The organism is Mediterranea massiliensis (assembly GCF_900128475.1).
Classification (GTDB): Bacteria; Bacteroidota; Bacteroidia; order Bacteroidales; family Bacteroidaceae; genus Bacteroides; species Bacteroides massiliensis_E.
Window position 1 is genome coordinate 166,562 of the sequence record NZ_LT635835.1, and the last position, 26,443, is coordinate 193,004.

Below are 26,443 nucleotides of genomic sequence, written 5' to 3' on the forward strand. Positions count from 1 at the left end.
TCATTTATAATTCCTCAATCGCTTTCCGCTTGATGTCATCCGAATCATCCGGAAGGATCTCGTAAAGGCGTGTTCCCTTCTTCAGTTCCTCAATCAGCACCTGCATGGCTTCCTCGCACACACAGCTCACATTCTCTATCACCCGGTAGGCATCCGAGTTGCTGATCGCATCCTCTGTCATGAACTGTCCGGCCAAATCCATAGCCTGGTCGGCAATGTTCTGTGTATGGGCCGCACTGCTTATCATCGTGCGAAGCTTCTGCTTGAACTGGCGTTCATCCCTTCCTTGGTTGAATTTCTTTGCCATAATCTGAATTTTTAAAGGTTAATATCGTGGGGCGAGGGGAATCGAACCCCAGCGGCTTTCTACGCTTTCTTATTTTCAATTTACCAACTTTCCGGCCGTGCCTGCCGCCCCTGCCCGTCTTTCCGGGCTGCCAGTTATCCGGCAATCTCTTTGCCCTCTTGTTTCTTCTGTTCGTGCCACCTTAGTGTCTGAAACGCATCATAGTTCATCACGAGTAAAGATGTATATAATTCATCTCGTAACCTTTCATTCTTGTTAGGTACTGCATCCTTGATTTCATCAAGAACATCACCAAACGCACTGAGGAGTTTTTCCAATGTTTCCGGTTTTACCTTTCTCAATAATGTCTCTTTCATAATCTTATACTTAAAATTCGCTAATCACACGCCTTTTTTGTATATTTGGCGCGCTGTTTACATCTTAAACACGCTGCAAATATATAGAAATATTTCAATACACCAAACTAAATATGGAAGAAAATCAATATAAAGGCATGAATTTTATAGAAAGACTTCAATATTTCATGGAGAAAAAGGGCATAAATGACAATCAAATGACTGTCAATGCCGGTCTTTCTGTTGGACTTATCGGGAAAGCAAAGGTGTCTGGCAAAGGTATGAGCTCAATGAATATTGAAAAAATTCTATTAGCCTATCCAGAATTATCTGCCGATTGGTTACTTACTGGTGCAGGTAGCATGTTGAAAGATGATTTGAACGGCATTCAAACAGCAGACGAAGCCAATCCTTCGACTCTGCCTACAACATCTATGAACCCATCTGTCGGCACACCATACTACGATGTTGACTTTATTGGGGGATTCGATGAGGTGTTCAACTCTCAGGTAAACATACCTGCCACCAACATCGTAATAAGGGGATTCGAAAAAGCCAGCCTCTGGTGCAATGTCACCGGCCACTCCATGGAGCCCAAAATAAACCATGGCGACATCATCGCCCTGCGACAATGCACACTCAACGACATCCAGTATGGAGAAATCTATGCAGTGGTATTGGACACCATCCGTACCATTAAAATCCTGCGCAGGTCGCCGGATCCAAGCAAGTTGCGCTTCATTCCCATTAATACAGAGGACTACGATGAGCAGGAATTCGACAAATCACGCATCATGAATGTCTTTGAAGTCATTGGAAGCATCAGCAAGTTCTTCTAATGAGGAAGCACATGCGTCATATCACCCAACAGGCACAATAAGACGCACGCACACACTTTTAGAGGCATTTACAGAGTATCAGGATGCAAAAACAACTGAAAATCAAAGGCTTCACGCTATATATATAATGTGTATCTATAAAGTAAGTGTCGTTTTTCCTATCTGAAAACAGCGAAAAACGGCACTTATTTACATTTACTGCATTCTTTCCTATTTCGGGCGAACCCTCCAAAATCCAAAAAAGTAACCCTAAAAGTAACCCTAAACTCATTAAAGTAGTAACCCTAAACAGTAACCGTAATAGTAACCCTAAACCAAAAATTACCATCCGTAAGGGCATAAAAAAGGGGAGCCATAAGCTCCCCAATCAGCATTCAAAGAAATAACGCCTACAAGCCTTTCTAACGGCGTTATTATGTCGTTCTAACCATTGCCCTTACTACCGCCCGAAATGAGCGTAGATTGCTTAATTATAGCCTTTTTCGTGCATATTGTGCCGTTACCAGACAGTCCGGCATGAAGCAGGTAGTTCTTGGTCGCTCCCACCTGTTCTGCCGTCAGAACCGTATAAACAGCCGATATACTGCTGAAATACCAGTCTTTCTGCTTCGTTCCATCTATTTTATGCAGCAAATGCACATGAATCACTTTTGCCATACTCGTTTCTATTATGCTGCAAATATACCAAATAATACCTATTTGGAAGAATTTCAAGAAATAATATTTGAAAATAGACACTAAAAAAACGGCCATACAGCCGTTCACACCATCATATAACAAAATCCATCAACCCAGCCATAAAACGGCCACACAGCCGAAAATAAAGCCCTTCCAGGACGTTTTAGCCCCATCTGCAAGCCCGATGTAAAGCAATCGCCCGAAGATCCGCAGAAAAGCCCCTCAAACGTAAAGCAGATGTAAGCCCATGTAAAGAGAAAAACCGCTTCGAAATATTCAGCCCATTTTCCCGAACATGCCTAAACCATTTGGTTCTCAAAGCCTTTCGCCCATTTTCCCCGACCATTGAAAAAACCGCTTCGTTGTATGCCCCATACTCCCTAAAAATTAAACGCGGCAAAGATATTAAAAATATTTCATTAGTAACGAATTTAATTCTTTTATTATAAAAAAAGTAGTAAAAGAACTGATATGAACCGGAAGAGTCGGGGACGATTCAGATTTTGTTACAATTTTGAAATATGTGGAATGTTTGCATCAATGTTTCGTGTCCGCCAGCATCGCCTCCATTTTGAGCAGCTCGTCGCGGTACTGGGCAGCCTGGAGGAAGTCAAGGTCTTTGGCGGCCTGCTGCATGAGGCGGCGGGTGCGCTCGATGCTGCGGCGGAGCTCGTCGGGCGACATGTGGAGGGTGACGGGGTCGGCGGCCACGAGGCGGGACGGTTCGGGCTCGACGTAGGGACGGGGAGCGGACGAAGACTCGGACGGGGCATGGCCCGAGGCGGCGGCAGCGGTGGCTGTCAGCGGGTTGAGGTTGAGGGCCTTGCGGATCTGGCGGGGCGTGATGCCGTGCTCCTCGTTGTAGCGGATCTGCTTCTCGCGGCGGCGGCGGGTCTCCTCGATGGTGAGGCGCATGCTCTCGGTGATGTGGTCGGCATACATGATGACGAGGCCGTTGACGTTGCGGGCGGCACGTCCGGCGGTCTGCGTGAGCGAGCGGTGGGAACGGAGGAAGCCTTCCTTGTCGGCGTCGAGGATGGCCACGAGGGACACTTCGGGCAGGTCGAGGCCCTCGCGCAGGAGGTTGACGCCCACCAGAACGTCGTAGACGCCTTCGCGCAGGTCGGACATGATCTGGACACGCTCCAGGGTGTCGACGTCGCTGTGGATGTAGTTGCAGCGGACCCCGTGGTTGAGGAGGAACTCGGTGAGCTCCTCGGCCATGCGCTTGGTGAGGGTGGTGACGAGGGTGCGCTCGCCGCGCTCGATGCGCAGCTGGATTTCCTCCATGAGGTCGTCGATCTGGTTGTGGGTGGGGCGCACCTCGATGGGCGGGTCGAGCAGGCCGGTGGGACGGATGACCTGGTCGACGACAATGCCTTCGGAGCGCACCAGCTCGTAGTCGGCGGGCGTGGCACTGACGTAGATGGTCTGCGGCGTCAGGGCTTCGAACTCGTCGAAGGTGAGCGGGCGGTTGTCGCGGGCGGCAGGCAGGCGGAAGCCGTACTCGACGAGGTTCTCCTTGCGGGCGCGGTCGCCGCCATACATGGCCCGGATCTGCGGGATGGTGACGTGGCTCTCGTCGACCACCAGGAGGAAGTCCTTGGGGAAGAAGTCGAGCAGGCAGTAGGGACGCGACCCGGCGGGACGGCCGTCGAAGTAGCGGGAATAGTTCTCGATGCCGGCACAGTGGCCCAGCTCGCGGATCATCTCGAGGTCGTAGGTGACGCGCTCGTTCAGGCGCTTGGCTTCGAGGAAGCGGCCTTCGCTCTCGAAGAACTCGACCTGGCGGTGGAGGTCGTCCTCAATCTCGTGGATGGCGCGGAGGGTGTTCTCCTTGGTGGTCATGAAGAGGTTGGCGGGGTAGATGCGGTAGTCGTCGAAGCGGCCGAGGGTGACACCCGATACGGGGTCCACCTCCTCGATGCTGTCCACCTCGTCGCCCCAGAAGGTGACGCGCAGGAGGTTGTCGTCGTAGGCCAGGAAGATGTCCACCGTGTCGCCCTTGACGCGGAAGTTGCCACGGTTGAGTTCCAGGTCGTTGCGCACGTAGAGGCAGTCCACCAGGCGGCGGAGGAAGACGTTGCGGCTGAAAGCCTTGCCGCAGGTGATGTCGATGGAGTTGTTGTAGAAGTCGGCCGGGTTGCCCATGCCGTAGATGCAGGACACAGAGGAGACCACCACCACATCCTTGCGTCCGCTGAGCAGGGCCGAGGTGGCCGCCAGGCGGAGCTTGTCGATCTCACCGTTGATGGACAGGTCCTTTTCGATGTAGGTATCCGACGAAGGAATGTAGGCCTCGGGCTGGTAGTAGTCGTAGTAGGACACGTAGTACTCCACGGCGTTCTGCGGGAAGAAGCCCTTGAACTCGCTGTAGAGCTGGGCGGCCAGCGTCTTGTTGTGGCTCAGGATGAGCGTGGGCTTGTTGATGTTGGCGATGACGTTGGCGATGGTGAAGGTCTTTCCCGAGCCGGTGACACCGAGCAGCGTCTGGGCGGGCAGGCCCTGGCGGATGCCGTCGGTGAGCTGGCGGATGGCTTCGGGCTGGTCGCCCGTAGGCTGGTAGTCGGAGGTGAGCTGGAACTTGTTCACGGTGAATTCGGTCTATAGAAAACGTATGCAAAAATAGTGAAAGTCGAGAGCAGAGGCAAATGAAAAACAAAGTTTTTCAATTTGACTATGCCGAGACGCATCCTGTTTTATTTAAAAATAGGAAAAGGTGAAAGCAATACAAAATAAGTCCGCTTATTTTTATCAATGAAATGAGCTGCATCTTGTTTCCGTGCAACATATGTGGAAAGAATATTTGCGGATTTGGAAACAATTCGTTTAATTTGCGGGTAGAGAATCCAAATAAATAACCACATGAAAAACAACAAGTATGAAAAACAAGGTTTGGAATGAGAGCATCGAATGCATGGACCGGGAGAGCCTGCGCAAGCTGCAGGGCATCCGGCTGAAGAAAACGGTGGAGCGGGTGTACCACGACACGCCCTTCTACCGCAGGAAGATGCAGGAAATGGACGTGACCCCGGATGACATCAACAGCATAGACGACATCGTGAAGCTGCCGTTCACTACGAAACTGGACCTGAGGGACAACTATCCCTTCGGGCTGTGTGCCGTGCCCATGAGCCAGATTGTACGCATCCACGCGTCGTCCGGCACCACGGGAAAACCGACGGTGGTGGGCTATACGCGCAAGGACCTGTCGGTGTGGAAGGAATGCCTGTCGAGGGCCTTCACGGCCTACGGAGCGGACCAAACGGACATCTTCCAGGTGTCGTACGGCTACGGACTGTTTACGGGCGGACTGGGAGCGCATGCGGGCGCGGAGAACATCGGGGCGTCGGTGATCCCGATGTCCAGCGGAAATACGGAGAAACAGATCACGCTGATGCACGACTTCGGGGCGACGGTGCTGTGCTGCACGCCGTCGTACGCGCTGTATCTGGCGGACGCCATCCGCGACTCGGGACTGCCGCGCGAGGAATTCAAGCTGAGGATAGGAGCCTTCGGGGCGGAGCCCTGGACGGAGGAGATGCGCCACGACATCGAGGCGAAGCTGGGCATCAAGGCGTATGACATCTACGGACTGAGCGAAGTGGCAGGTCCGGGCGTGGGCTACGAATGTGAGTGCCAGCACGGGACGCACCTGAACGAGGACCACTTCTTCCCGGAGATTGTGGATCCGAAGACGCTGCAGCCGCTGGAGCCGGGACAGACGGGCGAACTGGTGTTCACACACCTGACGAAGGAGGGAATGCCCCTGCTGCGCTACCGCACGAAGGACCTGACGGCCCTGCACTACGAGACTTGCGCCTGCGGAAGAACGCTGGTGAGGATGGACCGCATCCTGGGACGCAGCGACGACATGCTGATTATTCGCGGCGTGAACGTATTCCCGACACAGATTGAGTCGGTGATGCTGGAGATGCCGGAATTTGAACCGCACTACCTGCTGACGGTGGACCGCAAGAACAATACGGACACCATGGAGCTGCAGGTGGAGGTGAGACCGGAATTCTACTCGGACGAAATCAACAAGATGATAGCGATGAAGAAGCGCCTGACCGCCCGCCTGCAAAGCGTACTGGGCCTGAGCGTAGACGTGAAGCTGGTGGAACCGCGCAGCATCGAACGCAGCACGGGCAAGGCGAAGAGGGTGATAGACAAGAGGAAGCTTTGAGCAAATATAAAATATCAGATATCAAATATCAAATATTAAATATGAAATATCAAATATCAGATATTAAATTTCAGAGATCAAATTTGAAATTAGAAACATGAAATCTGAAATCAGAAACTACGAAGGACGTCGTCGCGCAGCTCGGGCCTAATCGGAGGGGCGTAAAGCGGAGGAGTGGCTTTTGCGTCAGGAAAGGCAGGCTGTTTGAGCGTAGCGAGTTCCTGCCTTTTAGCAAAAGGTGCTCCGGAGTAGCCCCGGAGGTTCAGCCCTTGACTTTTTCTTTTGGTATCTTTTCTTTTGCGTCAAGGCAAAAGAAAAGTACAAGATAAGTCAAATGTTAAATATAAAATATTAAATATCAGATATTTCAACTCTTAATTCTCAATTCTCAATTTTCAATTCTCAATTAAAAAATATGATAGCAAAACAACTTTCAATCTTTTTGGAGAACAAGTCGGGACGCCTGACGGAGGTGACCCGGGTATTGGCTGAGGGAGGAATCAACCTGTCGGCCTTGAGTATAGCCGAGAATGCGGATTTCGGCATTCTGAGAGGGGTGGTGTCGGAACCGGAGAAGGCTTACCAGCTGCTGAAGGAACATCACTTTGCCGTGAATGTGAACGACGTGGTGGGTATCAGCTGTCCCAATATCCCCGGTGCGCTGGCCAAGGTGCTGCAGTTCCTGTCGGACGAAGGGGTGTTCATCGAATACATGTATTCCTTTGCCAACGGAGATCATGCGAACGTGGTGATCCGACCCAACGACATGGACAACTGCCTGCGTGTGCTGAAGGAGCACCGGGTGGAACTGCTGGCGGCCAATGAGCTGTATAAGCTGTGATGGGGAGCGGTGAGCGGTTAGTGGTTAGCGGTTAGTGGTTAGTGATTAGTGATTAGTGGTTAGTGATGGTTCGTTATCATCCGAATGGCATACTAACCGTTCACCACTAACCGCTAATCACTAACCGCTAACCACTCCCTACTACCCCTTCCTTTCTTTTTGAAAAAATTAAGCTTCGGAACGTTGTGTAATTCGTGGCGAAGCCCTATCTTTGCGCATTATTTGTAAACTAGCGAATGAAAAAGAGAACTCTTATCATAGCTCTGCTGGCAGCAGCAATGGGGCTTACATCGTGCGGAGAATATAACAAGCTGCTGAAGAGCACGGATTACGAATACAAGTACGAGGCTGCCAAATCGTACTTCGCCAAGGGACAGTACAATCGTGCCGCTACGTTGCTGAACGAGCTGATTGCCATCCTGAAAGGTACGCCCAACGCGGAAGAATCGCTCTACATGCTGGGTATGTGCTACTACAACGACGGTGACTATCAGACGGCTGCCCAGACTTTCATCCAATATTATCAGGTTTATCCGAGAGGTACGTATGCGGAACTGGCCCGCTTCCATGCAGGAAAGTCGCTGTTCCTGGATACACCCGAACCGCGTCTGGACCAGACCAGCACGTACAAGGCCATCGAGGAACTGCAGCTGTTCTTGGAATACTATTCGCAGAGCCCCAAACGGGAGGAAGCACAGAAGATGATCTTCGAACTGCAGGACAAGCTGGTGATGAAGGAATATCTGTCTGCCAAGCTGTATTACAACCTGGGCAACTACATGGGTAACAACTACCAGTCGTGCGTCATCACGGCACAGAATGCCTTGAACGACTATCCGTACACCAATCTGCGTGAAGACCTGTCCATCCTGATCCTGCGGGCCAAATATGAGCTGGCCTTCTACAGCGTGGACGAGAGAAAGCCGGAACGCTACCGCGAGACGATAGACGAGTATTATGCTTTCAAGAACGAATTTCCGGAAAGCAAATACATCAAGGAGGCCGACCGCATCTTCCAGAAAGCGCAGAATGTGCTTGGCGAAGGCGGTACGGACGAAGAGAATGCAGAAGAAACAGAAGAGTGAACGTGAATATATAACTCAAGCGTGTGTCAAAATAGAGAAGTGTAATCAAAACGCAATGTCATCCTGAACGTAGTGAAGGATCTCAATACATAAGCAGTTGATTACGAGATTCTTCACTACGTTCAGAATGACAAAGTGATAGCCCTTTCTCCTTTTGACATACCCTTGCAGGAGTTAAAGAACTGAAGGAGTTAATCGCACGCAGAGCGGGCTAAGAAGTTAAAGGCCGATAGAAAGACAACCGGTTTCCTGTTGCAGGACTATTGGCTTAACTTCTAACGGAGCGCAGCGAAGTGATAACTTCTGTAACTTCTTAACTACTAAAGGGAAATTATTAAATATATAATAGATAGAAATTTATGGATTACAGAAAAACCAATGCTCCTACAACAACCGTAACACGCGACTTGATGGAGCTGTGTGAAGACACGGGCAACATCTATGAAACAGTGGCTATCATCGGCAAGCGAGCCAACCAGATCAGTGTGGAAATCAAGAACGATCTGTCGAAGAAGCTGGCTGAATTTGCTTCCTACAACGACAACCTGGAAGAGGTGTTCGAGAACCGTGAGCAGATAGAGATTTCGCGCTATTATGAGAAACTTCCGAAACCGACGTTGATTGCCACGCAGGAATACATCGAAGGAAAGGTGTACTACCGCAATCCGGCCAAGGAAAAAGAAAAACTGCAGTAATGATACAGCGCATCCAATCGGTATACCTCCTGGTAGTGACGGTGCTGCTGGTAGTGGCCATGTGCCTGCCTGCCGGACACTTTATCGCTGCCGACGGAGTGAATACGCTGGCGTTCAAGCCGCTGGGCGTGACGCTGGCCGACGGTGGCTTCCAGTCGACATGGGGTCTCTTCGGCCTCCTGCTGCTGAGTGCCATCGTGGCGTTCGGCACCATCTTCCTGTTCCGCAACCGCATGTTGCAGGTGCGTATGACCATCTTCAACAGTGTGCTGCTGATCGGGTATTACGTGGTGTTCGGCGTATTCTGGTATGTATTGAAAGGTCGTCTGGACGTGACGGGCTTTCAGGTGGGATGGGCCCTGTGCCTGCCTGCCGTGTGCATCATTTTGAATTATCTGGCTTTCCGTGCCATCTACCGGGACGAGGTGATGGTAAAGGCGGCCGACAGACTGCGTCCTTCGCGCTAAGAGGCGACAGAAGGCGTGCCTATAACGTTTTCAGGCACGGTTTACGCGAATACACTGACCGAAAGGAGGTCGATGTGAACATTCCGCGTAATCCGTGCCTGAATTTTTTTGTCGGGGGGAAGCGTGTCTCCCCCCGGGAAAGAGGTCACTTGGTGATGTCGAACAGGTAGGCCATCTTGATGCCGATGACGCCATGAGCTGAACGGGCGAAGTAGTCTTTTTTGGTACTGTGGTAGAAGTCGGAGAGGGCGTAGTAGTAGCGTCCTTCGACCTGGAAATGGCCGACCTTGGTGCGGAGCTCGACACCGACTCCGGCGGTGATGCCGTAATCGAACTTGTTCTCGACAGGCATGTCGTGCTGCTCGACGGTGATACCGGAGAAGTCTTCCCACGGACCGCTCTGGGTGTGGCTTTCGTTGAGGAAGAAGCCTATCTGGGGGCCGGCGTTGAAGAAGAACTGCATGCCGTGCCCTTCCTTACCGAAAGCCAGGTGGGCCAGGAAGGGCAGTTCGACATAGTTCATCTTGCGGGTGTATTGCAGTTCGGGATAGTCCTGGTAGTATTCGTCCCAGCCGTGCTGCGAATAGTTGACCTCAAGCTGTACGCCGCAGATCATGCGGAAGAAACGCTCGGACACGTAGCGCAGCGTGATGCCGCCTGTGGGGCCCATCAGGTTCTTCTGCTGGATGCTGGGCGAGAAGCTGACGCTGTTGAGGTTGACGCCGCCGTTGATGCCGACGGTGAAGTTATAGCGTTGTTCGCCCATCTGGGCATGCAGGGGAGCAGCCAGGGCGGACAGCAGCAGGGTGGCGGGAAGTAGGGTTTTCAGTTTCATGCGGTAACGTTCCATGCTCAATTTTCCATTCTCATTTCTCTATCAATCAAAGTCCAGCTTGACCACCTCGTACTCCCTAGAGAAGCGGACAAAGAACACCTTGCGGTTGATGAAGCCACCCCAGTTGTTGACACGCTGGAACTTGAAGCCGGTCTGGATGGGAACGGTCTGGAAGCCGGAGAGGTTTTCTTCGAACTCGGAACCGTAGCGGGACAGGCCCTTGAGGAAGTAGTAGCCGGTGTCGAAGCCCAGCATGCCGTACTTGGGATAGCGTTCTTCCATGTCCTTGCCATACCAGCGGCGGTAGCTGTTGGTGAAGCTGACGGCCGTGGGGAGCAGGTTGTTGGTGTAGAACGACGAGTAGATATAGGTGTCGAGTTCGAAGAACGACTCGAGATGGTCTTTGGTATAGGTCTGCCATTCGGGGTAGCCGAAGAGACGGCATTCGGCCTCGGGATGCTGGCGTACGGTGAGGGAGAGCTGCGGAAGCAGCTTGATGAGCGCCACATTGCTGCCCGACGTCGGAATGAAGATGTTCTCGTAACCGGGGCGCAGGGCGGCACCGAGTGACGGAGAGGTGACGGTATCGCTCAGGGTAACCATCGGGATGGAACGGCTCTTCAGCTCGTCCTTCAGGCCCTGGATGAACTCGGCCTTCTCCTTGCGGCCGCTGTCACGGGTGTCGATGAAGATGACATTGGGACGGCGGAAAATGCGGGTGAAGTGGTCGTAGACTTCGGAATAGAGGTAGGACTGCGGCGTGTTGACCTGATAGATATAGGGATTGCGGAACACGGAGTTGTCCTTCGACGTGAAGGGGATGACGAGGCGAATGCCTTTCTTCTTGGCAAACTCGGCCAGCGGAGCGATGTGCTCCTGGTAGAGCGGACCGAAGATGATGTGGACGTCCTGCATCTCGCGACGGGCCAGAATGCTCTGCAGGGAGGCCTTTTCGGGACCGGAATTGTAGGTATAGAGGTCGACGGACACACCGGAACGCTTCAGGCTGTCGACGGCCATGAGGAAGCCTTCGTAGTATTCCACCATGCGGGACGACTCGTTGCGCTGGGCACCTTCGGGCAGGATGGGCAGGATGACGGCTGCCTTGAGGGTCTTGTACTGACGGGCCTCACCGCTGTTCTCCCGGAAGAGCTCGTCGTTGCTGGGAGCGGCCTGCGGAGCCGGAGTGGAAGGCACGGAAGTCTCTTTGGGATAGGGGATGCAGAGGAAGCTGCCGCGCTTGAGCTTGTTGTCGCCTTTCAGTTCGGGGTTGGCGGCAATGAGTTCGGCTTCGGTGATGCCGTATTCGCGGCTGATGCTGTAGACCGTCTCCTTGCGCTTCACCTTGTGCATGTCGCGGCAGTTGGGACGGAGTTCCCGGGACTGCTGCGGCTGCTGTGGCTGGGAGGTTGGGGCAGACGTGGCCAGGGTATTGTCATCGGTCTTGGCCGGAATGCGGATGACCTGGCCGGTACGGAAGTTCCGGGCATCGAGACCGGGGTTGGCGGCGCAGATGGCCTGTACGCTGATGCCGTAGTTCACACTGAGGCGGTAGAGCGTTTCTCCGGCGGCGATGGTGTGGTAGGTTTCCCGGGTCCGGCTTTCTTCCTGGCGCGGGATGCGCAGGGTGCGTCCGACGTATATCTTTTCATCGCTGCCGGGGTTCAGGCGGACGATGTCGGCCTGGCTGACGCCGTACATGCTGGCGATGGAATAGAGGCTTTGCCCTTTCTCAATGGTATGCAGAAAATAGGTCTGGTTCTCCTGTGCGAAGAGGTTCAGGCCCCACGTGGCGGCCAGCAACAGGGAAAAGACGGTGCGTTTTAATGCTTTCATTCGATTCGGTCCGTTTGGTTTCTACAATTAAATTATTCCCAAAGTAGCTGCAAAGGTAGCAATAATGTCGCATTTCATCCAAAGGTTTGAGTTAAGAAATAATATTCACCCCGTGAAATCCGAAAAAAACGCCGGAGCGGCTGTTTTTCGCCGAGAAACCCTTATTTTTGCGATTTGAAAAAATGCCGAAGATATGCAACAAACAGAAGAAAACGAATATATCAACGTCTATGGCGCACGGGTGCACAACCTGAAGAACATCGACGTGCAGATTCCGCGGAACAGCCTGACGGTGATTACCGGCCTGAGCGGCAGCGGAAAGTCGTCGCTGGCGTTCGACACGCTCTTTGCCGAAGGGCAGCGGCGCTACATCGAGACGTTCTCGGCCTATGCGCGCAACTTCCTGGGTAACCTGGAACGGCCGGACGTGGACAAGATTACGGGACTGAGCCCGGTGATCTCCATCGAACAGAAGACGACGAACAAGAACCCGCGTTCGACGGTGGGTACTACGACCGAGATTTACGACTTCCTGCGTCTGCTCTATGCAAGGGCCGGGGAGGCTTACTCGTACCTGAGCGGCGAGAAGATGGTGAAGTACACCGAAGAACAGATTCTGGACCTGATCCTGAAGGACTACAAGGGCAAGCGCATCTACCTGCTGGCCCCGCTGGTGCGCAACCGAAAGGGACACTACAAGGAGCTGTTCGAGCAGGTGAGGAAGAAGGGCTACCTGTACGTACGGGTGGACGGCGAGCTGAAGGAGGCCCTGCCGGGCATGAAGCTGGACCGCTACAAGAACCACGACGTGGAGGTGGTCATCGACAAGCTGGTGGTGGCCGACAAGGACGACACTCGGCTGAAGAACAGCGTGGCTACGGCCATGCGCCAGGGCGACGGACTGATGATGATACTGGACGCGCAGACGGAAAGCGTACGCCACTACAGCAAGCGGCTGATGTGCCCCGTGACGGGACTGTCGTACAAGGAACCGGCGCCGCACAATTTTTCGTTCAACTCTCCGCAAGGTGCCTGTCCCAAGTGCAAGGGGTTGGGCGTGGTGAACCAGATAGACATCGACAAGGTGATTCCCGACCGCGAGCTGTCGGTGTACAACGGAGCGGTGGTTCCGCTGGGCAAGTTCAAGAACAGCATGATATTCTGGCAGATAGAGGCGCTGCTGGAGAAGTGTGACGCCAACCTGAAGACACCCGTCAAGGAACTGCCCGACGAGGCGATAGACGAAATACTCTACGGCTCGGACGAACGGCTGAAGATCAAGAGCCAGCTGGTGGGTACGTCGTCGGACTACTTCGTGACGTACGAAGGCGTGGTGAAATACATCCAGATGCTGCAGGACCGCGACGCTTCGGCCACGGCACAGAAGTGGGCCGAGCAGTTTGCCCGCACCGCCACCTGTCCGGAGTGTCACGGAGCCAAGCTGAACCGCGAGGCCTTGTCCTACCGCATCCATGACAAGAACATCCAGCAGCTGGCCACGATGGACATCAGCGAGTTGTATGAATGGCTGTCGCATGTGGAGGAGCATCTGAGCAACAAGCAACGGCAGATAGCCGCAGAGATATTGAAAGAAATACGCACCCGGCTGAAGTTCCTGCTGGACGTGGGACTGGACTACCTGTCGCTGGACCGCAGTTCGGTGAGCCTGTCGGGCGGTGAGAGCCAGCGCATCCGCCTGGCCACCCAGATCGGGTCGCAGCTGGTGAACGTGCTGTACATCCTGGACGAGCCGAGCATCGGACTGCACCAGCGCGACAACCTGCGCCTGATCCATTCGCTGAAGGAGCTGAGGGACATCGGCAACACGGTGATTGTGGTGGAGCACGACAAGGATATGATGCTAGCGGCCGACTATGTGATAGACATGGGTCCGAAGGCCGGACGGCTGGGAGGAAACGTGGTCTTTGCCGGCACGCCGCGGGAGATGCTGCAGACGCATACGCTGACTTCGCAATACCTGAACGGCGAACAGGCCATCGAGGTGCCCAAGGAGCGCCGGAAGGGCAACAGACACAGCCTGTGGCTGCGAGGAGCCCGGGGCAACAATCTGAAGAATGTCGATGTGGAGTTTCCGCTGGGCAAGCTCATCTGCGTGACGGGCGTGTCGGGCAGCGGCAAGTCGACCCTCATCAACGAAACGCTGCAGCCCATCCTGTCGCAGAAGTTCTACCGCTCGTTGCAGGACCCGCTGCCCTATGACAGCATCGAGGGACTGGAGTACATCGACAAGGTGGTGAACGTAGACCAGTTGCCCCTGGGACGCACGCCGCGATCCAATCCGGCCACCTATACGGGGGTGTTCAGCGACATCCGCAACCTGTTCGTGGGGCTGCCTGAAGCGAAGATACGCGGCTACAAGCCCGGACGTTTCTCGTTCAACGTGAGCGGAGGCCGCTGCGAGGCCTGTCAGGGCAACGGTTACAAGACCATCGAGATGAACTTCCTGCCGGATGTGTACGTGCCGTGCGAGGTGTGTCACGGCAAGCGCTACAACCGCGAGACACTGGAGGTGCGATATAAGGGCAAATCCATAGCCGACGTGCTCGACATGACCATCAACCGGGCGGTGGAGTTCTTCGAGAACGTGCCGCAGATATTGAACAAGATCAAGGTTATCCAGGACGTGGGTCTGGGGTACATCAAGCTGGGACAGTCCAGCACCACGCTCTCGGGCGGCGAGAGCCAGCGCGTCAAGCTGGCTACGGAGCTGTCCAAGCGCGATACGGGCAAGACACTCTATATCCTGGACGAGCCGACGACCGGCCTCCATTTCGAGGACATCCGCGTGCTGATGAAGGTACTCGAACGTCTGGTGGACAAGGGCAATACAGTGATTGTCATCGAGCATAATCTGGACGTCATCAAGATGGCGGACTACATCATCGACATGGGTCCCGAAGGCGGCAAGGGTGGGGGAGAGGTCCTGTCCTGCGGCACGCCCGAGGAAGTGGCGATGAGCGGCAAGGGATATACGCCGAAGTTCCTGCGGGAGGAGTTGAAAATGAAATGAGAACGTGTGTACTTTTCTTTTGCCTTGACACAAAAGAAAAGGTACCAAAAGAAAAAGTCAAGGGCTGAACCTCCGGGGCTACTCCGGAGCGCCTTTTGCTAAAAGGCAGGAACTCGCTGCGCTCAAACAGCCTGCCTTTCCTGACGCAAAAGGTGTTCCTCCGCTTAACGCCCCTCCGATTAGGCCCGGGCTGCGCTACGGGAGTGAATAAATTAGCTCTTGTAAGGAACACGCCGCAGGGCTTTCCGGCCTCACTGCAGGGGCGTAAAGCGGAGGGAGTCGGACGGGCGTCGGGAAGGACAGGCTGTTTGAGCGCAGCGAGTTCCTGTCCTTCAGCCCGGCAGACTTCCGGAGTAGCCCCGGAAGTGCAGACGGTGCCCTTTCTTTTTGGTATCTTTTTCTTTCGGGCAAGCGAAAGAAAAAGTGCAGAGATAGCGGCAAGCAAAAAAGCAAGTAATAACAATAAAATAATAAAACAGAAACAATGAAAAAGATCAATAAGACCAATGCAGCAAGGCTGCTGGACAAGGCAAAGATAGCCTACGAACTCATCCCTTACGAGGTGGACGAGAACGACCTGAGTGCGGTACACGTGGCCGCCAGCCTGGGCGAAGACATCGAATGTGTGTTCAAGACCCTCGTACTGCACGGCGACAAGACGGGACATTTCGTATGCGTCATTCCCGGCGAACACGAAGTGGACCTGAAGCTGGCCGCCAAGGTGTCGGGCAACAAGAAGTGCGACCTCATCCCCGTGAAGGAACTGCTGCCCCTGACGGGCTACATCCGTGGCGGCTGTTCGCCCATCGGGATGAAGAAACCTTTCCCCACCTATATCCACGAGACGTGCCTCCGTTTCCCCTACATCTACATCAGTGCGGGCATACGCGGCCTGCAGCTGAAACTGGACCCGAAGGACCTGATACGCGAAGTGAAGGCCGAGGTGTGCGTGCTTTTTGAGGACTGACGGAAAGTTTTCGGGATAGTTTCGGTAAAATATCGGCAAAAATCATATATTTGCACAAAATAACTCAATTTATTAATCTTAATATTCACAATTATGTTTGAAGGGCAACCTAAAGGTCTTTATGCCTTGGCGCTCGCCAATACCGGCGAACGTTTCGGCTACTACACGATGCTGGCCATTTTCGTCTTGTTTCTGAAAGCCAATTTCGGCTTGTCACCTGCCATGGCCGGCACTATTTATTCTACGTTTTTGGCGTTGGTTTATTTCCTCCCGTTCATCGGCGGTATCCTGGCTGACAAGTTCGGTTATGGCAAGATGGTGAAAATCGGTATCGTAGCCATGTTTGCGGGTTATGTGCTGTTGGCTCTTCCGTTGGGCAGCGGCACGGTGGGCCTGATTGCGATGTTTGCCGCACTGGTAGTCATCAGCAGTGGTACGGGTCTGTTCAAGGGTAACTTGCAGGTAATGGTGGGCAATCTGTACGACTCGCCCGAATACGCATCCAAACGTGATTCTGCTTTCAGTATTTTCTATATGGCCATCAACATCGGCGCCCTGTTTGCTCCTACGGCAGCGGTAGCCATGATGGAATATGCCCAGAAGAACTGGGGTGTGAGTGTGAACGATTCCTATCATTTCGCCTTTGCGGTGGCTTGTGTGTCACTGATTGTCTCCATGCTGATCTACTACGGTTTCCGCAGCTCGTTCAAGCACGTGGAAGGTAGCGGAAAGCAGGCCGGAAGCAAGCAGGAAGCTGCTGTCGAGGAACTTTCTCCGCGCGAAACGAAAGACCGCATCGTGGCCCTCTGCCTGGTGTTCGCTGTGGTTATCTTTTTCTGGATGGCGTTCCATCAGAACGGACTGACGTTGACTTACTTTGCCGATGAATATACTGCCAAGAGTTCTGTCGGACTGGAAAGCATGATGTTCAGCGTATGGAACCTGGTGGCCATTATCTTTATTGTCTATGCTCTGTTCTCCCTCTTCCAGTCGAAGACAGGTAAGGGCAAGACCATTTCAGGTGTGGTGATTCTGCTGGCTGTTTTGTTCCTGGTTTACCGCTATTCGACGCTCGAAGGCGCTACGCCGGTAGATGCTCCTATCTTCCAGCAGTTCAACCCCTTCTTTGTAGTAGCACTGACACCGGTATCCATGGCTATCTTCGGCTCGCTTGCCCGCAAGGGTAAGGAACCTTCCGCTCCCCGCAAAATCGGTTTGGGTATGCTGGTGGCAGCCTGCGGTTACGTACTGATGATGTTCGCCTCTTTCGGTCTGCTTACTCCCAACGCGCAGGCAGCGGCTACCGAGGCCGGTACAGCTACGTTTGTATCGCCCAACTGGCTGGTTTCGACTTACCTGGTACTGACGTTCGGCGAGTTGCTGTTGTCACCGATGGGCATTTCGTTCGTGTCGAAGGTCGCACCTCCGAAGTACAAGGGTATGATGATGGGCGGTTGGTTTGTAGCTACTGCCATCGGTAACTATCTGACGGCTGTAGCAGCCTGGTTGTGGGGCGATCTCAATCTGTGGATTGTATGGGGCGTTCTGATGGGCCTCTGCCTGCTGGCTGCTCTGTTCATCTTCTCGGTGATGAAGAAACTGGAAAAGGTGGCTTAAGTGATTTTGATATAAAAAAGTGGGGCAGGATTTTCCTGCCCCACTTTTTTTATATATCCATCCCCATGATGTAGTCGTTCATATAGTAACCGTTGCCGATGGGGAAGTCGCCTTCGCGCACCTTCGTCATGCCCATGTGCTGGTAGAAGCCCAGGGCAGGGTTGTAGCGGTTCACGTTGAGCTCCATGCGGCAGGGAGCGGGATGCACTTCCTTGATGTATTTGATGGCCTCATGGAAGAGGAAACTGCCGCAGTGTGCCTTCTGGAAATAGGGCAGGACATAGATCTTCTGGAGGTGGAAGAGGTCTTTCCCTTCGGGCTGCACGGAAACATAGCCTGCCGCCTCGCATTCTTCGTAGGCCAGGAGGTAGACGTGCCCTTCTTCTTCCATCTGTTTGCGGATGTTCTCGGGGGAGTACATCCAGTCCATCATGTAGTCAATCTGTTCTTTGGTCAAAATTTTCTTGTAAGTCTCTGGAAAGACTTGCCAGGCCAGCTTGTTGATGAGCTGGCAGTCGGCTGTGTCTGCTTTTCTGATAGTAAACATCGTTGTTGTATTTTTTAGTAGTTTGGAGAATTTTGTCTCATTTTATTTCAGGGCTGACAGGTCCACTTCGATGGCAGCCGGGTAGAGGCGTTGCGGGTCGAAGAACGTGGCACAGCTGTTCACCAGGTGCTTCCCGTCGGGCTTGACGCGTCCTTTGAAGACGGTGTGTCCGTTGACCGTCAGCGTGACGGACTTGCTCAGATCCACCAGTTCGGGGCAGAGGTAGACGGTCACCTTGCCCTGGCGGGCCGGTATATAGGTCTTGTTGAACTTCAGTTCGATGCCCCATTGGGGATCGGTTTCCGTGGTATGGTAGGTCACCTCGTCCACTTTCAGGGAGATGTTGTTGCCCTCGATGTCCAGTTCATAGCGGGTACGGGTCTGCCTGTCGGCGTTCGGACGCTCGTCCACCTGCAGGTTATGGAAGCCCTTGCGGTAGCGCCCGTCCATTTCGAAGTCTTCCCAGACGAAATGCTTGGGATAGGGATTGCGGACGTATTGTTTCAACCAGGGAGTGGTAGGGGCGTAGTCGATGTGGTGTCCGCGGTCCGGAATCAGTTCTATCCAGTGGGTATAGCGGTCGGGATATAAACGTTGCAGGCTGTCGAGCGCAGCGGCTGTATAGCCGGTGAGGCGGTCGCGGTAGAAGCCTTTGTCTTCGGCACCCGTACGGAGCGAGAAGGCCGTATTTCCCAGGTTTTCAGCCGGAGCGTTCTTCAGGGGTTCACCTCCTGCCATTGGTCCTGCAGCCGCCCAGTAGTCGGCATAGAACGAGGCCAGACGCTGGCTGCCATAGCCGCCTTCCGAGATACCGAAAACGTAGATGCGATTGGGATGGACGCTGTCCGACAGCAGGGCCTGCCGCAGGAGCTTCTCCCACGCATATTGTTTGGAACGCTGGTACCAGCGGTAGTAGGCGCCTTCGTTGGGTATCTGCGGAATGAAGTAGAGGGAGGGAGCATCGTCGAAGCGGCTGCAGATCTTCAGTCCGGTGGCCCATTCCTGAGCCCGCGGACCGGAACCGTGGAGGTAGAGGAAGAGGGGCAGGCCTTCGGTCGGAGCGGGGCTTCCGATTGCTTCCTTCCGGCCCCAGTAGAAGTTCAATACGGCGTTCGGTTCCAGCTCTTCGGGCAGGTTCCAGTGGCCGGCAGACTGTTCGGAGAGCGGAGCAGGGGCGGGCAGCTTCTCTTCTTCATAGGCTTCGTTGGCCTCTTTCCACAGTTGCCAGACGGCTTCGCGAGCGGCATCCACGTCTTTCAGCTTCAGGCGGACGGAGGTGTCGAACGTCTTCTCGTCTCCCGCCAGGCGGGCAGTGAAGAAAGCGGTGATGCCGGTCCGGCTTTTCTCGTTCAAAAGTTGGTTCTTTTGGGGAGTGGCGGCCTGTGCGGCCAGGCTGCCGGCCATTCCGGCCAGCAGCGCGTATGTGCAGAGAGTGCGCTTCATGTTTTCGGTATTATTTGTTTCAGTTTAAAATCTTCGCAAGTTATCAAGTTTTTCTGGAATCTGCAAACCGGTACCCTTAAAAGATGTGTCCCCGTCCTGGCTTCATGCGTCTTTCTTCCTCTTTGAAATGTTAACGTGGTATAAAATATAGTATTATGTAATACAAGGTACCTATATAATACATATATTTGTGCCATACAAAATAATCAAGAGAACCAATCGTTTGAGATATGAATGTAGACAACGTAAAATCGCAGATGCGCAAGGGGATGCTGGAATACTGCATCATGCTGTTGCTGCACAGGGAGCCGTCCTATGCTTCGGACATCATCCAGAAGCTGAAGCAGGCCCGGCTGATTGTGGTGGAGGGGACCCTCTATCCGCTGCTGACCCGCCTGAAGAACGACGACCTGCTGGGGTATGAATGGATTGAGTCGACACAGGGACCGCCCCGGAAATATTACCGGCTCACTCCGAAAGGAGAAGGCTTCCTGCAGGAACTGGAAACGGCCTGGCGGGAATTGAACGAAACGGTGGAGCACATCCGCCGGAACGGGACGGAATAACAATGGATTCATGCAAATTAAAAAAAGAACATAACAATGAAAAAGACACTGACTGTAAACTTGGGCGGAACGGTATTCAACATTGACGAAGATGCCTACCGCCTGCTGGACAACTATCTGATGAACCTGAAGGCGCACTTCCGCAAGGAAGCGGGAGCCGACGAAATAGTGGACGACATCGAACGCCGCATCTCCGAACTGCTGGCCGAGAAGCTGGACGGCAACCGGCAGGTGATTACCCTGGCCGATGTGGAAGGGGTGATAGCCCGTATGGGCAAGCCCGAAGAGATGGACGATGCCGACCGTGGCTCGGAGCAGCGTGCGGGAGAAGGTTACGGACCCGGCTCGTGGACACGCAGCAAAGAAACGGTGAAGGTACGCCGCAGGCTTTTCCGGGACCCCGACAACAAGGTGCTGGGCGGTGTGTGCAGCGGCCTGGCTGCCTATCTGGGTTGGGACACGACGCTGGTGCGTCTGCTGCTGTTTGTCATTCTGATTTTCGGATATGGCACGTTGATTCCGATCTATATCGTCTGCTGGATCATCATTCCCGAAGCCCGTACGGCAGCCGAGAAGCTGAGCATGCACGGCGAGGCGGTGACGGTGGAGAACATCGGCAAGACGGTGACCGGTGGCTTTGAGCGGATGGCCGACGGCGTGAACAGCTACATGCGTTCCGACAAGCCCCGCACCCTGTTGCAGCGCATTGGCGACGGACTGGTGACGCTGGCCGGATGTATTTTGAAGGCGGGTCTGATCATCTTGCTGATTGTATGCGCTCCGGTGCTGTTTGCCCTGGGCATCGCGTTCGTGGCCTTGCTGTTTGCGGCCATTACGGTGGCTGTAGAAGGAGGAGATGCCCTCTTCTCGCTCTTCCCCACGATGGACATCGTATTGCCGACTTCGCCGATTGCGGCCATTGTGATGTACATTGCCGGCATCCTGTTGGTAGCCATTCCGCTCTTCAGCCTGCTGCACACCCTGTTCCGCAACCTGCTGAAGTGGCAGCCCATGTCGGGCGGGTTGAAGTGGACCTTGCTGATACTGTGGCTGGTCAGTGCGGTGGTGTTTGCCCTGTGCTTCACGTGGGGCGGCTTCTCCTTCCCCGATTTCTATCTGGGACGTGAATACATGTCGGTGTGACAACCGCGTTTATAGGTACAAAAAAAGAGGCATCTTCCGGTGCCTCTTTTTTTGTACATTGCTGTTATTTATTTCTTCAGCCACTTGTCCAGCCACTCGAAGAAGACGCGCTGCCACAGCACGCCGTTCTGGGGTTTCAGCACCCAGTGGTTCTCGTCGGGATAGATCAGCAGTTCGGCCGGTACGCCACGCATCTTGGCGGCATCGAAGGCGGCCATGGCCTGGTTGGCCAGGATGCGGTAGTCCTTCTCGCCGTGGATGCAGAGAATGGGGGTGTCCCATTTGTCCACGAACTTGTGCGGCGAGTTGGCAAAGGTACGTTGGGCCGTGGCATTGTCCTTTTCCCAGTAGGCACCGCCCATGTCCCAGTTGGCAAACCATTTTTCTTCCGTTTCCAGGTATTGCATCTCCATGTTGAAGATGCCGTCGTGGGCGATGAACGCCTTGAAACGCTTGTTGTGGTGTCCGGCCAGCCAGTAGACGGAGAAACCTCCGAAGCTGGCGCCTACGCAGCCCAGGCGGTCCTTGTCAACAAACGGTTCCTTGGTCATTTCGTCGATGGCCGTAAAGTAGTCTTTCATGCACTGGCCTCCGTAGTCGCCGCTGATGGCTTCGTTCCATTCCACTCCGAAGCCCGGCAGGCCGCGGCGGTTGGGAGCCACGATGATGTAGTCGTTGGCTGCCATAATCTGGAAGTTCCAGCGGTAGCTCCAGAACTGGCTGACGGGACTCTGCGGGCCTCCTTCGCAGAAGAGCAGGGTAGGATATTTCTTGTTGGGATCGAACTGGGGCGGATAGATGACCCACGTCAGCATCTGCTTGCCGTCGGTGGTCGTCATCCAGCGTCCTTCCACGCGGCCCATGTCGAGCTGGTCGTAGATGTGCTGGTTCTCGTGGGTGAGCTGGACAGCCCGGGCGAAGGCTTCGCCCTGACGGGTCTTGTCTACGGCATAGATTTCGTCGCCCATGCTCATGGAGTGGCGGGTGGTCATCAGCTTGTCGCCGCAGAGGGCGATGGAGCCGTAGTCGTGCATGCCTTCGGTGAGCTGTACCACCTGTTCGGGCTGGTTGAGGGCGATGTAATAAATCTGTTCTTCACCGTGCCAGACGCCCAGGAAGTAGAGCCCCTGCGAGTCGTCGTTCCACACGAAAGAGTCGACGTTCGAGGGGTAGGCCTTGCTGAGGAATTTCTTCTCGCCTGTCTGGCGGTCCAGGATGAACAGACGGTTCCAGTCGGACTCGTAGCCGTCGCGCTCCATGCTCTGCCAGGCGATGTAGCGGCCGTCGGGCGAGTACTGGGGATTGGTGTCATATCCCATGTTTCCTTCGGTGATGTTGCGCGTCTGCTTGCCGGCCAGGTCGTAGATGTAGATGTCCGAGTTGGTGGAGACGGCGTAGTCCAAGCCGGTCTTCTTGCGGCAGGTGTAGGCCACCTCCTTGCTGTCGGGGCTCCAGGCCAGCTGCTCGATGCCTCCCCAGGGCTTCATGGGGCTTTCGTAGGGCTCGCCCTCGAGGATGTCCTTCACGTTGCTGATGGCCGAGCCGTCAAAGTCGGCTACAAACGGGTGGGGGGCAGTGGTCACCCATTCGTCCCAATGCTTGTACATCAGGTCGGTGACGATGATGCCCGACGCCTTGTCCAGGTCGGGATATTTGTCCTGCGTGCTCTGCACGGTTTTCACTTGGGCGATGAAGAGCAGCTTTTGGCCGTCGGGGCTGAAGGAGAAGCCTTCGATGTCACCGTCGTAGTCGGTAATCCGTCGTCGGTCTGTGCCGTCGGGGTTCATCTCCCACACCTGGCTGCTGCCGCTTTCGCTGCTCAGGTAGGCCAGCTTCTTGCCGTTCTTTATCCAGGCGGGCTGGCCTTCGTGCCACGTCGTGCGGGTGATTTGCTCGTTGGCGCTGCCGTTGGCGTTCATCACGAAGAGTTCGGTGTTGCTCTTGTTCTGGGGAACGCTGTAGTAGGTCACCGTGTAGGCCACCTGCTTGCCGTCGGGCGAGGGCGTTACACTGCCGATGCGTCCCATGGCCCACAGGGCTTCGGGCGTCATGCGGCGGTTCTCGATGCGGATGTCCGACCGTCCGATCAGGTCGGCGTCGTCCTGTTTCGTGGCTTCGGACGAGCTGCCGCACGAAGCCATCGTCATGACTGCTGACATAAGTAAAAGGTTGGATGGTTTCATATCAATGTTTTTTCAGTTGATTGTCTTCCTGCAAAGGTAGGCATTCGTCCCGAAATAACATTGCTTTCCGCCAATAATTAGAACCATTCCCTGAAAGCCGGTACGCGGGCCTTGCTGATGAGGACCTTTTCTGTGGTGGGGGGAGTGAGTTGCAGCACCATGCGTCCGCCGAACCACAGGCTTGCGCCGGTGACGGCTTTGTGGGCCACGATGTACTGGCGGTTGGCCCGGAAGAACTGGCGGGGATTGAGCAGCTCGGCCAGTTCGTCGAGCGTCTGCTGGAAGTCGTAGGTCTCGGCCGAGCGGGTGACGGCCTTGACCGCCCCTCCGTCGATGTAGAAATAGCTGATCTGGTCCACGCTGACGGGAACGAAGCGGTCGCCCTTCACCGGTACCAGGAAATGCGTCTTGTAGCTTTCTTCCCGTTTCAGGGCCTGCATCAGGGCCTGCAGGTCGGTGGCCGGCTGGCGGGCACCGGTGCCTCCAAGCATGTTCAGCTTGTCGATGGCCTTCTGCAGGTCCTCGCTGCTGATGGGTTTCAGCAGATAGGCGATGCTGTTCACGCGGAAGGCTTGGAGGGCGTATTCGTCGTAGGCGGTAGTGAAGATGATGGGGCAGGTGATGTCCGTCTGTTCGAAGATGCCGAAGGCCGAGCCGTCGGCCAGGTGGATGTCCATGAAGACCAGTTCGGGCATGGGGTGGGAGGCAAACCATTCCACTGTGCCGGTCACGCTGTCCGTCTCGCCTACGATGTCGAAGTCGGCGTCCACTTCCTTCATGGCCGCCTTCAGGTTGCGGAGGGCGGCCTTTTCGTCTTCTATAATCAGGGTTTTCATATCAGCGGCAAGGTTACTTTAAAGTCTTTTTCATTTTCTTCGATGGTGATGTCCTGGCCGAAGAGCAGGCGGTAGCGTTTGGACAGGTTGGCCAGTCCGATGCAGGTACTGCTGCTGTCCGTCAGCTTGGGCTGGATGCGGTTGCTGACACAGAGTGCGTTGCCTTCGGCATGGATGCGGATGGTCAGCGGGTTCCGGTTGCTGATTTCGTTGTGCTTCACCGCGTTCTCCACCAGCATCTGTACCGCCATCGGGGGCACTTGCCGCCGCATCAGTTCCTGCGGTAGATCGATGTCGAAGTTCAGGTTGTCTTCGTAGCGCATCTGCAGCAGGTAGATGTACGAGCGTACAAAGCTCATCTCCTCGTTCAGCGATACCGTGTGCGACAGGTTGTCGTGCAGCGTGTAGCGCATCACCCGCGACAGTTCCTGCAGGTAGTTCTGCGCTTTCTCGGGCGACTCGCGTATGAGGGAGTACAGCGTGTTGAGCGAGTTGAAGAGCATGTGCGGGTTGAGCTGGCTTTTCAGGGCTTCGTACTGGTTGACCAGGTTTTCCGAGCGCAGCTGTTCGTTCTCGAGCAGCACCCGCCGGCTGCGCTGGTTCTGGTGGTCCAGGTAGCAGGTGCCGGTGACGATGCAGGCCATCAGGATGTCGCGCAGCGGATGCAGGTAGTGGTGCAGGGTGGCGGTAATGGCTGGCACGTCGCAGTGCTGGTGCAGGAAGACAAAGCCCTTGCCCAGCAGGTTGCAGACGACCAGTGTCACCACGAAAGTCAGCGCTACCCTTTTCCAGCGCAGTTCCGTTGCCGGATTGTCCGGCAGCATCATCCGGATGTTCAGGAAGAACAGCAGGAGGACGGAGAGATAGGTGAACAGGATTTCATAGCTGACGTTGGCCCAGTGCACGTCCGGGAACAGACGGCTGCCCGCCACGGGGTCGGACAGCGCAATCAGTTCGGGCAGGTGCATGAGGAACGCCACCAGAACGGCGATGGCGTTCATCATCAGCAGAAATCTTTTATGGACGTGAAACAACTTCATGCGGCAAAGTTAGTGTTTTTTATCCGTAATCTTGGCAGATACATACATTCCCGGCCGGAAATCGGGGCAAGCCTGGGTGATGCGGGCATAGACCTTGATGGAGCGGTTCACGTTGTCCACCATCTGGTCTACCGACACCAGTTCGGCCGTGAAGGTAGTGTCGTCCATGCCGTTGACCTTGAACGAGAAGCGGCTTCCCGGTTTCAGCTTGTCCAGGTCCTTCTCGTAGGCCGTCAGTTGCAGCATGGGCGTACTCTTGTCGATGACGTCGCAGACGGGTTCGCCTGCCGCAAAATACTTGCCGGCGTTGATGTCCATGTTGGTCACGTAGCCGTTGCGCGGAGAGCGTACTTCCAGATAGGTACGGATGCCTTTTTGCATCAGGCTTTCCGTGTCGGTACCCAGCAGGGCCAGCTGGGCGGCGGCAGCCTCCATGCGGCTTTTCATGGACAGGTAGTCGGCCTTGCTCTGTTGCAGGCGTTTCAGCGAGGCCGATTCGCCGGAAACCAGCTTCTGCTGGCGTTCGTATTCCGTTTTCAGGTATTCGGTCTGGGCGGCGGCATCGAGGTAGGACTGCTGGAGCTCGATGAAGGCCGGATTGGCCAGGGTCAGGATGACTTCACCCTTGCGGACGTATTCGCCGGGCAGGATGCGGATGTCCTGTACAGAGCCGCCCATGCTCAGGGTGACGGTGACGTGGCTTTGGGGCGGCATCATGATGACGCCGTTGAACGAAGGCGGGTTGGCCACGTTCGTAGCTCCGCTTATGCCGTCTACTTCGGGCGTCTGTGTGCTGTCGGCCTCGGCCTGTACGGCTGTCTCCGCCGTGTCGGCCGCGGTTGTCTGCTGGCCCGAGGGATTTGAACACGATGCCGCCAGCACGGCCAGCATCAGGTAAATCATGCGTTGTTTCATCAGGTTCATTCTATTAGTCATATTTCTTGTTGTTTTTTTATGGGCAAA

The 26,443-nt window shown here is 54.7% G+C and carries 23 protein-coding genes; 11 read left to right on the forward strand and 12 right to left on the reverse strand.

All coding sequences use genetic code 11. The features are described from left to right. Positions 1-4: 4 nt before the first annotated feature. Together BQ7483_RS03085 and BQ7483_RS03090 are read right to left on the reverse strand one after the other, a co-directional pair. Complete coding sequence (locus tag BQ7483_RS03085) at positions 5-307, reverse strand: hypothetical protein (RefSeq protein WP_072543470.1); 303 nt, start codon at positions 305-307, stop codon at positions 5-7. A 134-nt stretch (positions 308-441) separates the two neighbouring features. Continuing rightward, complete coding sequence (locus tag BQ7483_RS03090; protein WP_072543469.1) at positions 442-663, reverse strand: hypothetical protein; 222 nt, start codon at positions 661-663, stop codon at positions 442-444. A gap of 113 nt (positions 664-776) precedes the next feature. Here BQ7483_RS03090 and BQ7483_RS03095 point away from each other — a divergent pair, with 113 nt between their 5' ends. Next, the gene (locus BQ7483_RS03095; protein WP_139247516.1) at positions 777-1,481 is read left to right on the forward strand and encodes a S24 family peptidase; all 705 of its coding nucleotides are present in this window, start codon (positions 777-779) and stop codon (positions 1,479-1,481) included. A gap of 423 nt (positions 1,482-1,904) precedes the next feature. On the opposite strand, the gene BQ7483_RS03105 is transcribed toward BQ7483_RS03095, so the two are convergent. Both BQ7483_RS03105 and uvrB read right to left on the reverse strand, forming a co-directional pair. Continuing rightward, positions 1,905-2,138, reverse strand: coding sequence for a hypothetical protein (locus BQ7483_RS03105; RefSeq protein WP_072544074.1), 234 nt, complete (start codon positions 2,136-2,138; stop codon positions 1,905-1,907). 558 nt (positions 2,139-2,696) lie between these two features. After that, entirely contained in the window at positions 2,697-4,751 is a 2,055-nt protein-coding gene (gene uvrB, locus BQ7483_RS03110; RefSeq protein ID WP_072544772.1) for an excinuclease ABC subunit UvrB, read from the reverse strand. 289 nt (positions 4,752-5,040) lie between these two features. Here uvrB and BQ7483_RS03115 point away from each other — a divergent pair, with 289 nt between their 5' ends. The 5 genes from BQ7483_RS03115 (at position 5,041) to BQ7483_RS03135 (ending at position 9,436) form a co-directional block, all read left to right on the forward strand. Beyond that, positions 5,041-6,348, forward strand: coding sequence for a phenylacetate--CoA ligase family protein (locus BQ7483_RS03115; protein ID WP_022020606.1), 1,308 nt, complete (start codon positions 5,041-5,043; stop codon positions 6,346-6,348). 415 nt (positions 6,349-6,763) lie between these two features. Next, positions 6,764-7,189: an amino acid-binding protein gene (locus BQ7483_RS03120; protein ID WP_072544773.1), complete on the forward strand. Its 426-nt coding sequence runs from the start codon at positions 6,764-6,766 to the stop codon at positions 7,187-7,189. A gap of 236 nt (positions 7,190-7,425) precedes the next feature. Next, positions 7,426-8,274, forward strand: a complete 849-nt coding sequence (locus tag BQ7483_RS03125; RefSeq protein WP_072544774.1) for an outer membrane protein assembly factor BamD — start codon at positions 7,426-7,428, stop codon at positions 8,272-8,274. Positions 8,275-8,633: 359 nt separating this feature from the next. After that, on the forward strand, positions 8,634-8,969 hold the full coding sequence (locus tag BQ7483_RS03130; protein WP_022020609.1) for a DNA-directed RNA polymerase subunit omega: 336 nt from the start codon (positions 8,634-8,636) through the stop codon (positions 8,967-8,969). Beyond that, the gene (locus BQ7483_RS03135) at positions 8,969-9,436 is read left to right on the forward strand and encodes a DUF4293 domain-containing protein (RefSeq protein ID WP_072544775.1); all 468 of its coding nucleotides are present in this window, start codon (positions 8,969-8,971) and stop codon (positions 9,434-9,436) included. The genes BQ7483_RS03130 and BQ7483_RS03135 overlap by 1 nt, the downstream gene beginning before the upstream one ends. Before the next feature lie 145 nt (positions 9,437-9,581). On the opposite strand, the gene BQ7483_RS03140 is transcribed toward BQ7483_RS03135, so the two are convergent. Then, positions 9,582-10,271, reverse strand: coding sequence for a porin family protein (locus BQ7483_RS03140; protein ID WP_072544973.1), 690 nt, complete (start codon positions 10,269-10,271; stop codon positions 9,582-9,584). A gap of 42 nt (positions 10,272-10,313) precedes the next feature. Further along, on the reverse strand, positions 10,314-12,107 hold the full coding sequence (locus BQ7483_RS03145) for a LysM peptidoglycan-binding domain-containing protein (RefSeq protein WP_072544776.1): 1,794 nt from the start codon (positions 12,105-12,107) through the stop codon (positions 10,314-10,316). A gap of 193 nt (positions 12,108-12,300) precedes the next feature. Between BQ7483_RS03145 and uvrA the strand changes: the two genes are divergently transcribed. The 3 genes from uvrA (at position 12,301) to BQ7483_RS03165 (ending at position 17,722) form a co-directional block, all read left to right on the forward strand. Beyond that, positions 12,301-15,138, forward strand: coding sequence for an excinuclease ABC subunit UvrA (uvrA, locus tag BQ7483_RS03150; RefSeq protein ID WP_072544777.1), 2,838 nt, complete (start codon positions 12,301-12,303; stop codon positions 15,136-15,138). Between the two features lie 484 nt (positions 15,139-15,622). After that, the gene (gene ybaK, locus BQ7483_RS03160; protein WP_072544778.1) at positions 15,623-16,105 is read left to right on the forward strand and encodes a Cys-tRNA(Pro) deacylase; all 483 of its coding nucleotides are present in this window, start codon (positions 15,623-15,625) and stop codon (positions 16,103-16,105) included. A gap of 93 nt (positions 16,106-16,198) precedes the next feature. Further along, positions 16,199-17,722, forward strand: coding sequence for a peptide MFS transporter (locus BQ7483_RS03165; RefSeq protein WP_072544779.1), 1,524 nt, complete (start codon positions 16,199-16,201; stop codon positions 17,720-17,722). A 49-nt stretch (positions 17,723-17,771) separates the two neighbouring features. On the opposite strand, the gene BQ7483_RS03170 is transcribed toward BQ7483_RS03165, so the two are convergent. Both BQ7483_RS03170 and BQ7483_RS03175 read right to left on the reverse strand, forming a co-directional pair. Continuing rightward, positions 17,772-18,269 (reverse strand): GNAT family N-acetyltransferase, encoded by a 498-nt coding sequence (locus BQ7483_RS03170; RefSeq protein ID WP_072544780.1) that lies wholly within the window; start codon positions 18,267-18,269, stop codon positions 17,772-17,774. Positions 18,270-18,311: 42 nt separating this feature from the next. Further along, complete coding sequence (locus tag BQ7483_RS03175; RefSeq protein ID WP_072544781.1) at positions 18,312-19,712, reverse strand: hypothetical protein; 1,401 nt, start codon at positions 19,710-19,712, stop codon at positions 18,312-18,314. Positions 19,713-19,942: 230 nt separating this feature from the next. Between BQ7483_RS03175 and BQ7483_RS03180 the strand changes: the two genes are divergently transcribed. Then, positions 19,943-20,278 carry a PadR family transcriptional regulator gene (locus BQ7483_RS03180; protein ID WP_072544782.1) on the forward strand — a complete coding sequence of 112 codons (336 nt, stop codon included), beginning with the start codon at positions 19,943-19,945 and terminating at the stop codon, positions 20,276-20,278. 36 nt (positions 20,279-20,314) lie between these two features. Further along, a complete protein-coding gene (locus tag BQ7483_RS03185) occupies positions 20,315-21,421 on the forward strand; it encodes a PspC domain-containing protein (RefSeq protein ID WP_072544783.1) in 1,107 nt (368 codons plus the stop codon). 68 nt (positions 21,422-21,489) lie between these two features. Here the strand turns inward: BQ7483_RS03185 and BQ7483_RS03190 are convergent, their stop codons facing one another. The 4 genes from BQ7483_RS03190 to BQ7483_RS03205 all read right to left on the reverse strand — a co-directional run bounded on the left by BQ7483_RS03190 (position 21,490) and on the right by BQ7483_RS03205 (position 26,416). Further along, entirely contained in the window at positions 21,490-23,604 is a 2,115-nt protein-coding gene (locus BQ7483_RS03190; protein WP_022020621.1) for a dipeptidyl-peptidase Dpp5, read from the reverse strand. Between the two features lie 77 nt (positions 23,605-23,681). Beyond that, positions 23,682-24,440, reverse strand: a complete 759-nt coding sequence (locus BQ7483_RS03195; protein ID WP_072544784.1) for a LytR/AlgR family response regulator transcription factor — start codon at positions 24,438-24,440, stop codon at positions 23,682-23,684. Further along, a complete protein-coding gene (locus BQ7483_RS03200) occupies positions 24,437-25,444 on the reverse strand; it encodes a sensor histidine kinase (protein ID WP_407657201.1) in 1,008 nt (335 codons plus the stop codon). Before BQ7483_RS03200 ends, BQ7483_RS03195 begins: the two co-directional genes overlap by 4 nt. Before the next feature lie 45 nt (positions 25,445-25,489). Then, a complete protein-coding gene (locus tag BQ7483_RS03205) occupies positions 25,490-26,416 on the reverse strand; it encodes an efflux RND transporter periplasmic adaptor subunit (protein WP_235847294.1) in 927 nt (308 codons plus the stop codon). Positions 26,417-26,443 lie beyond the last annotated feature (27 nt).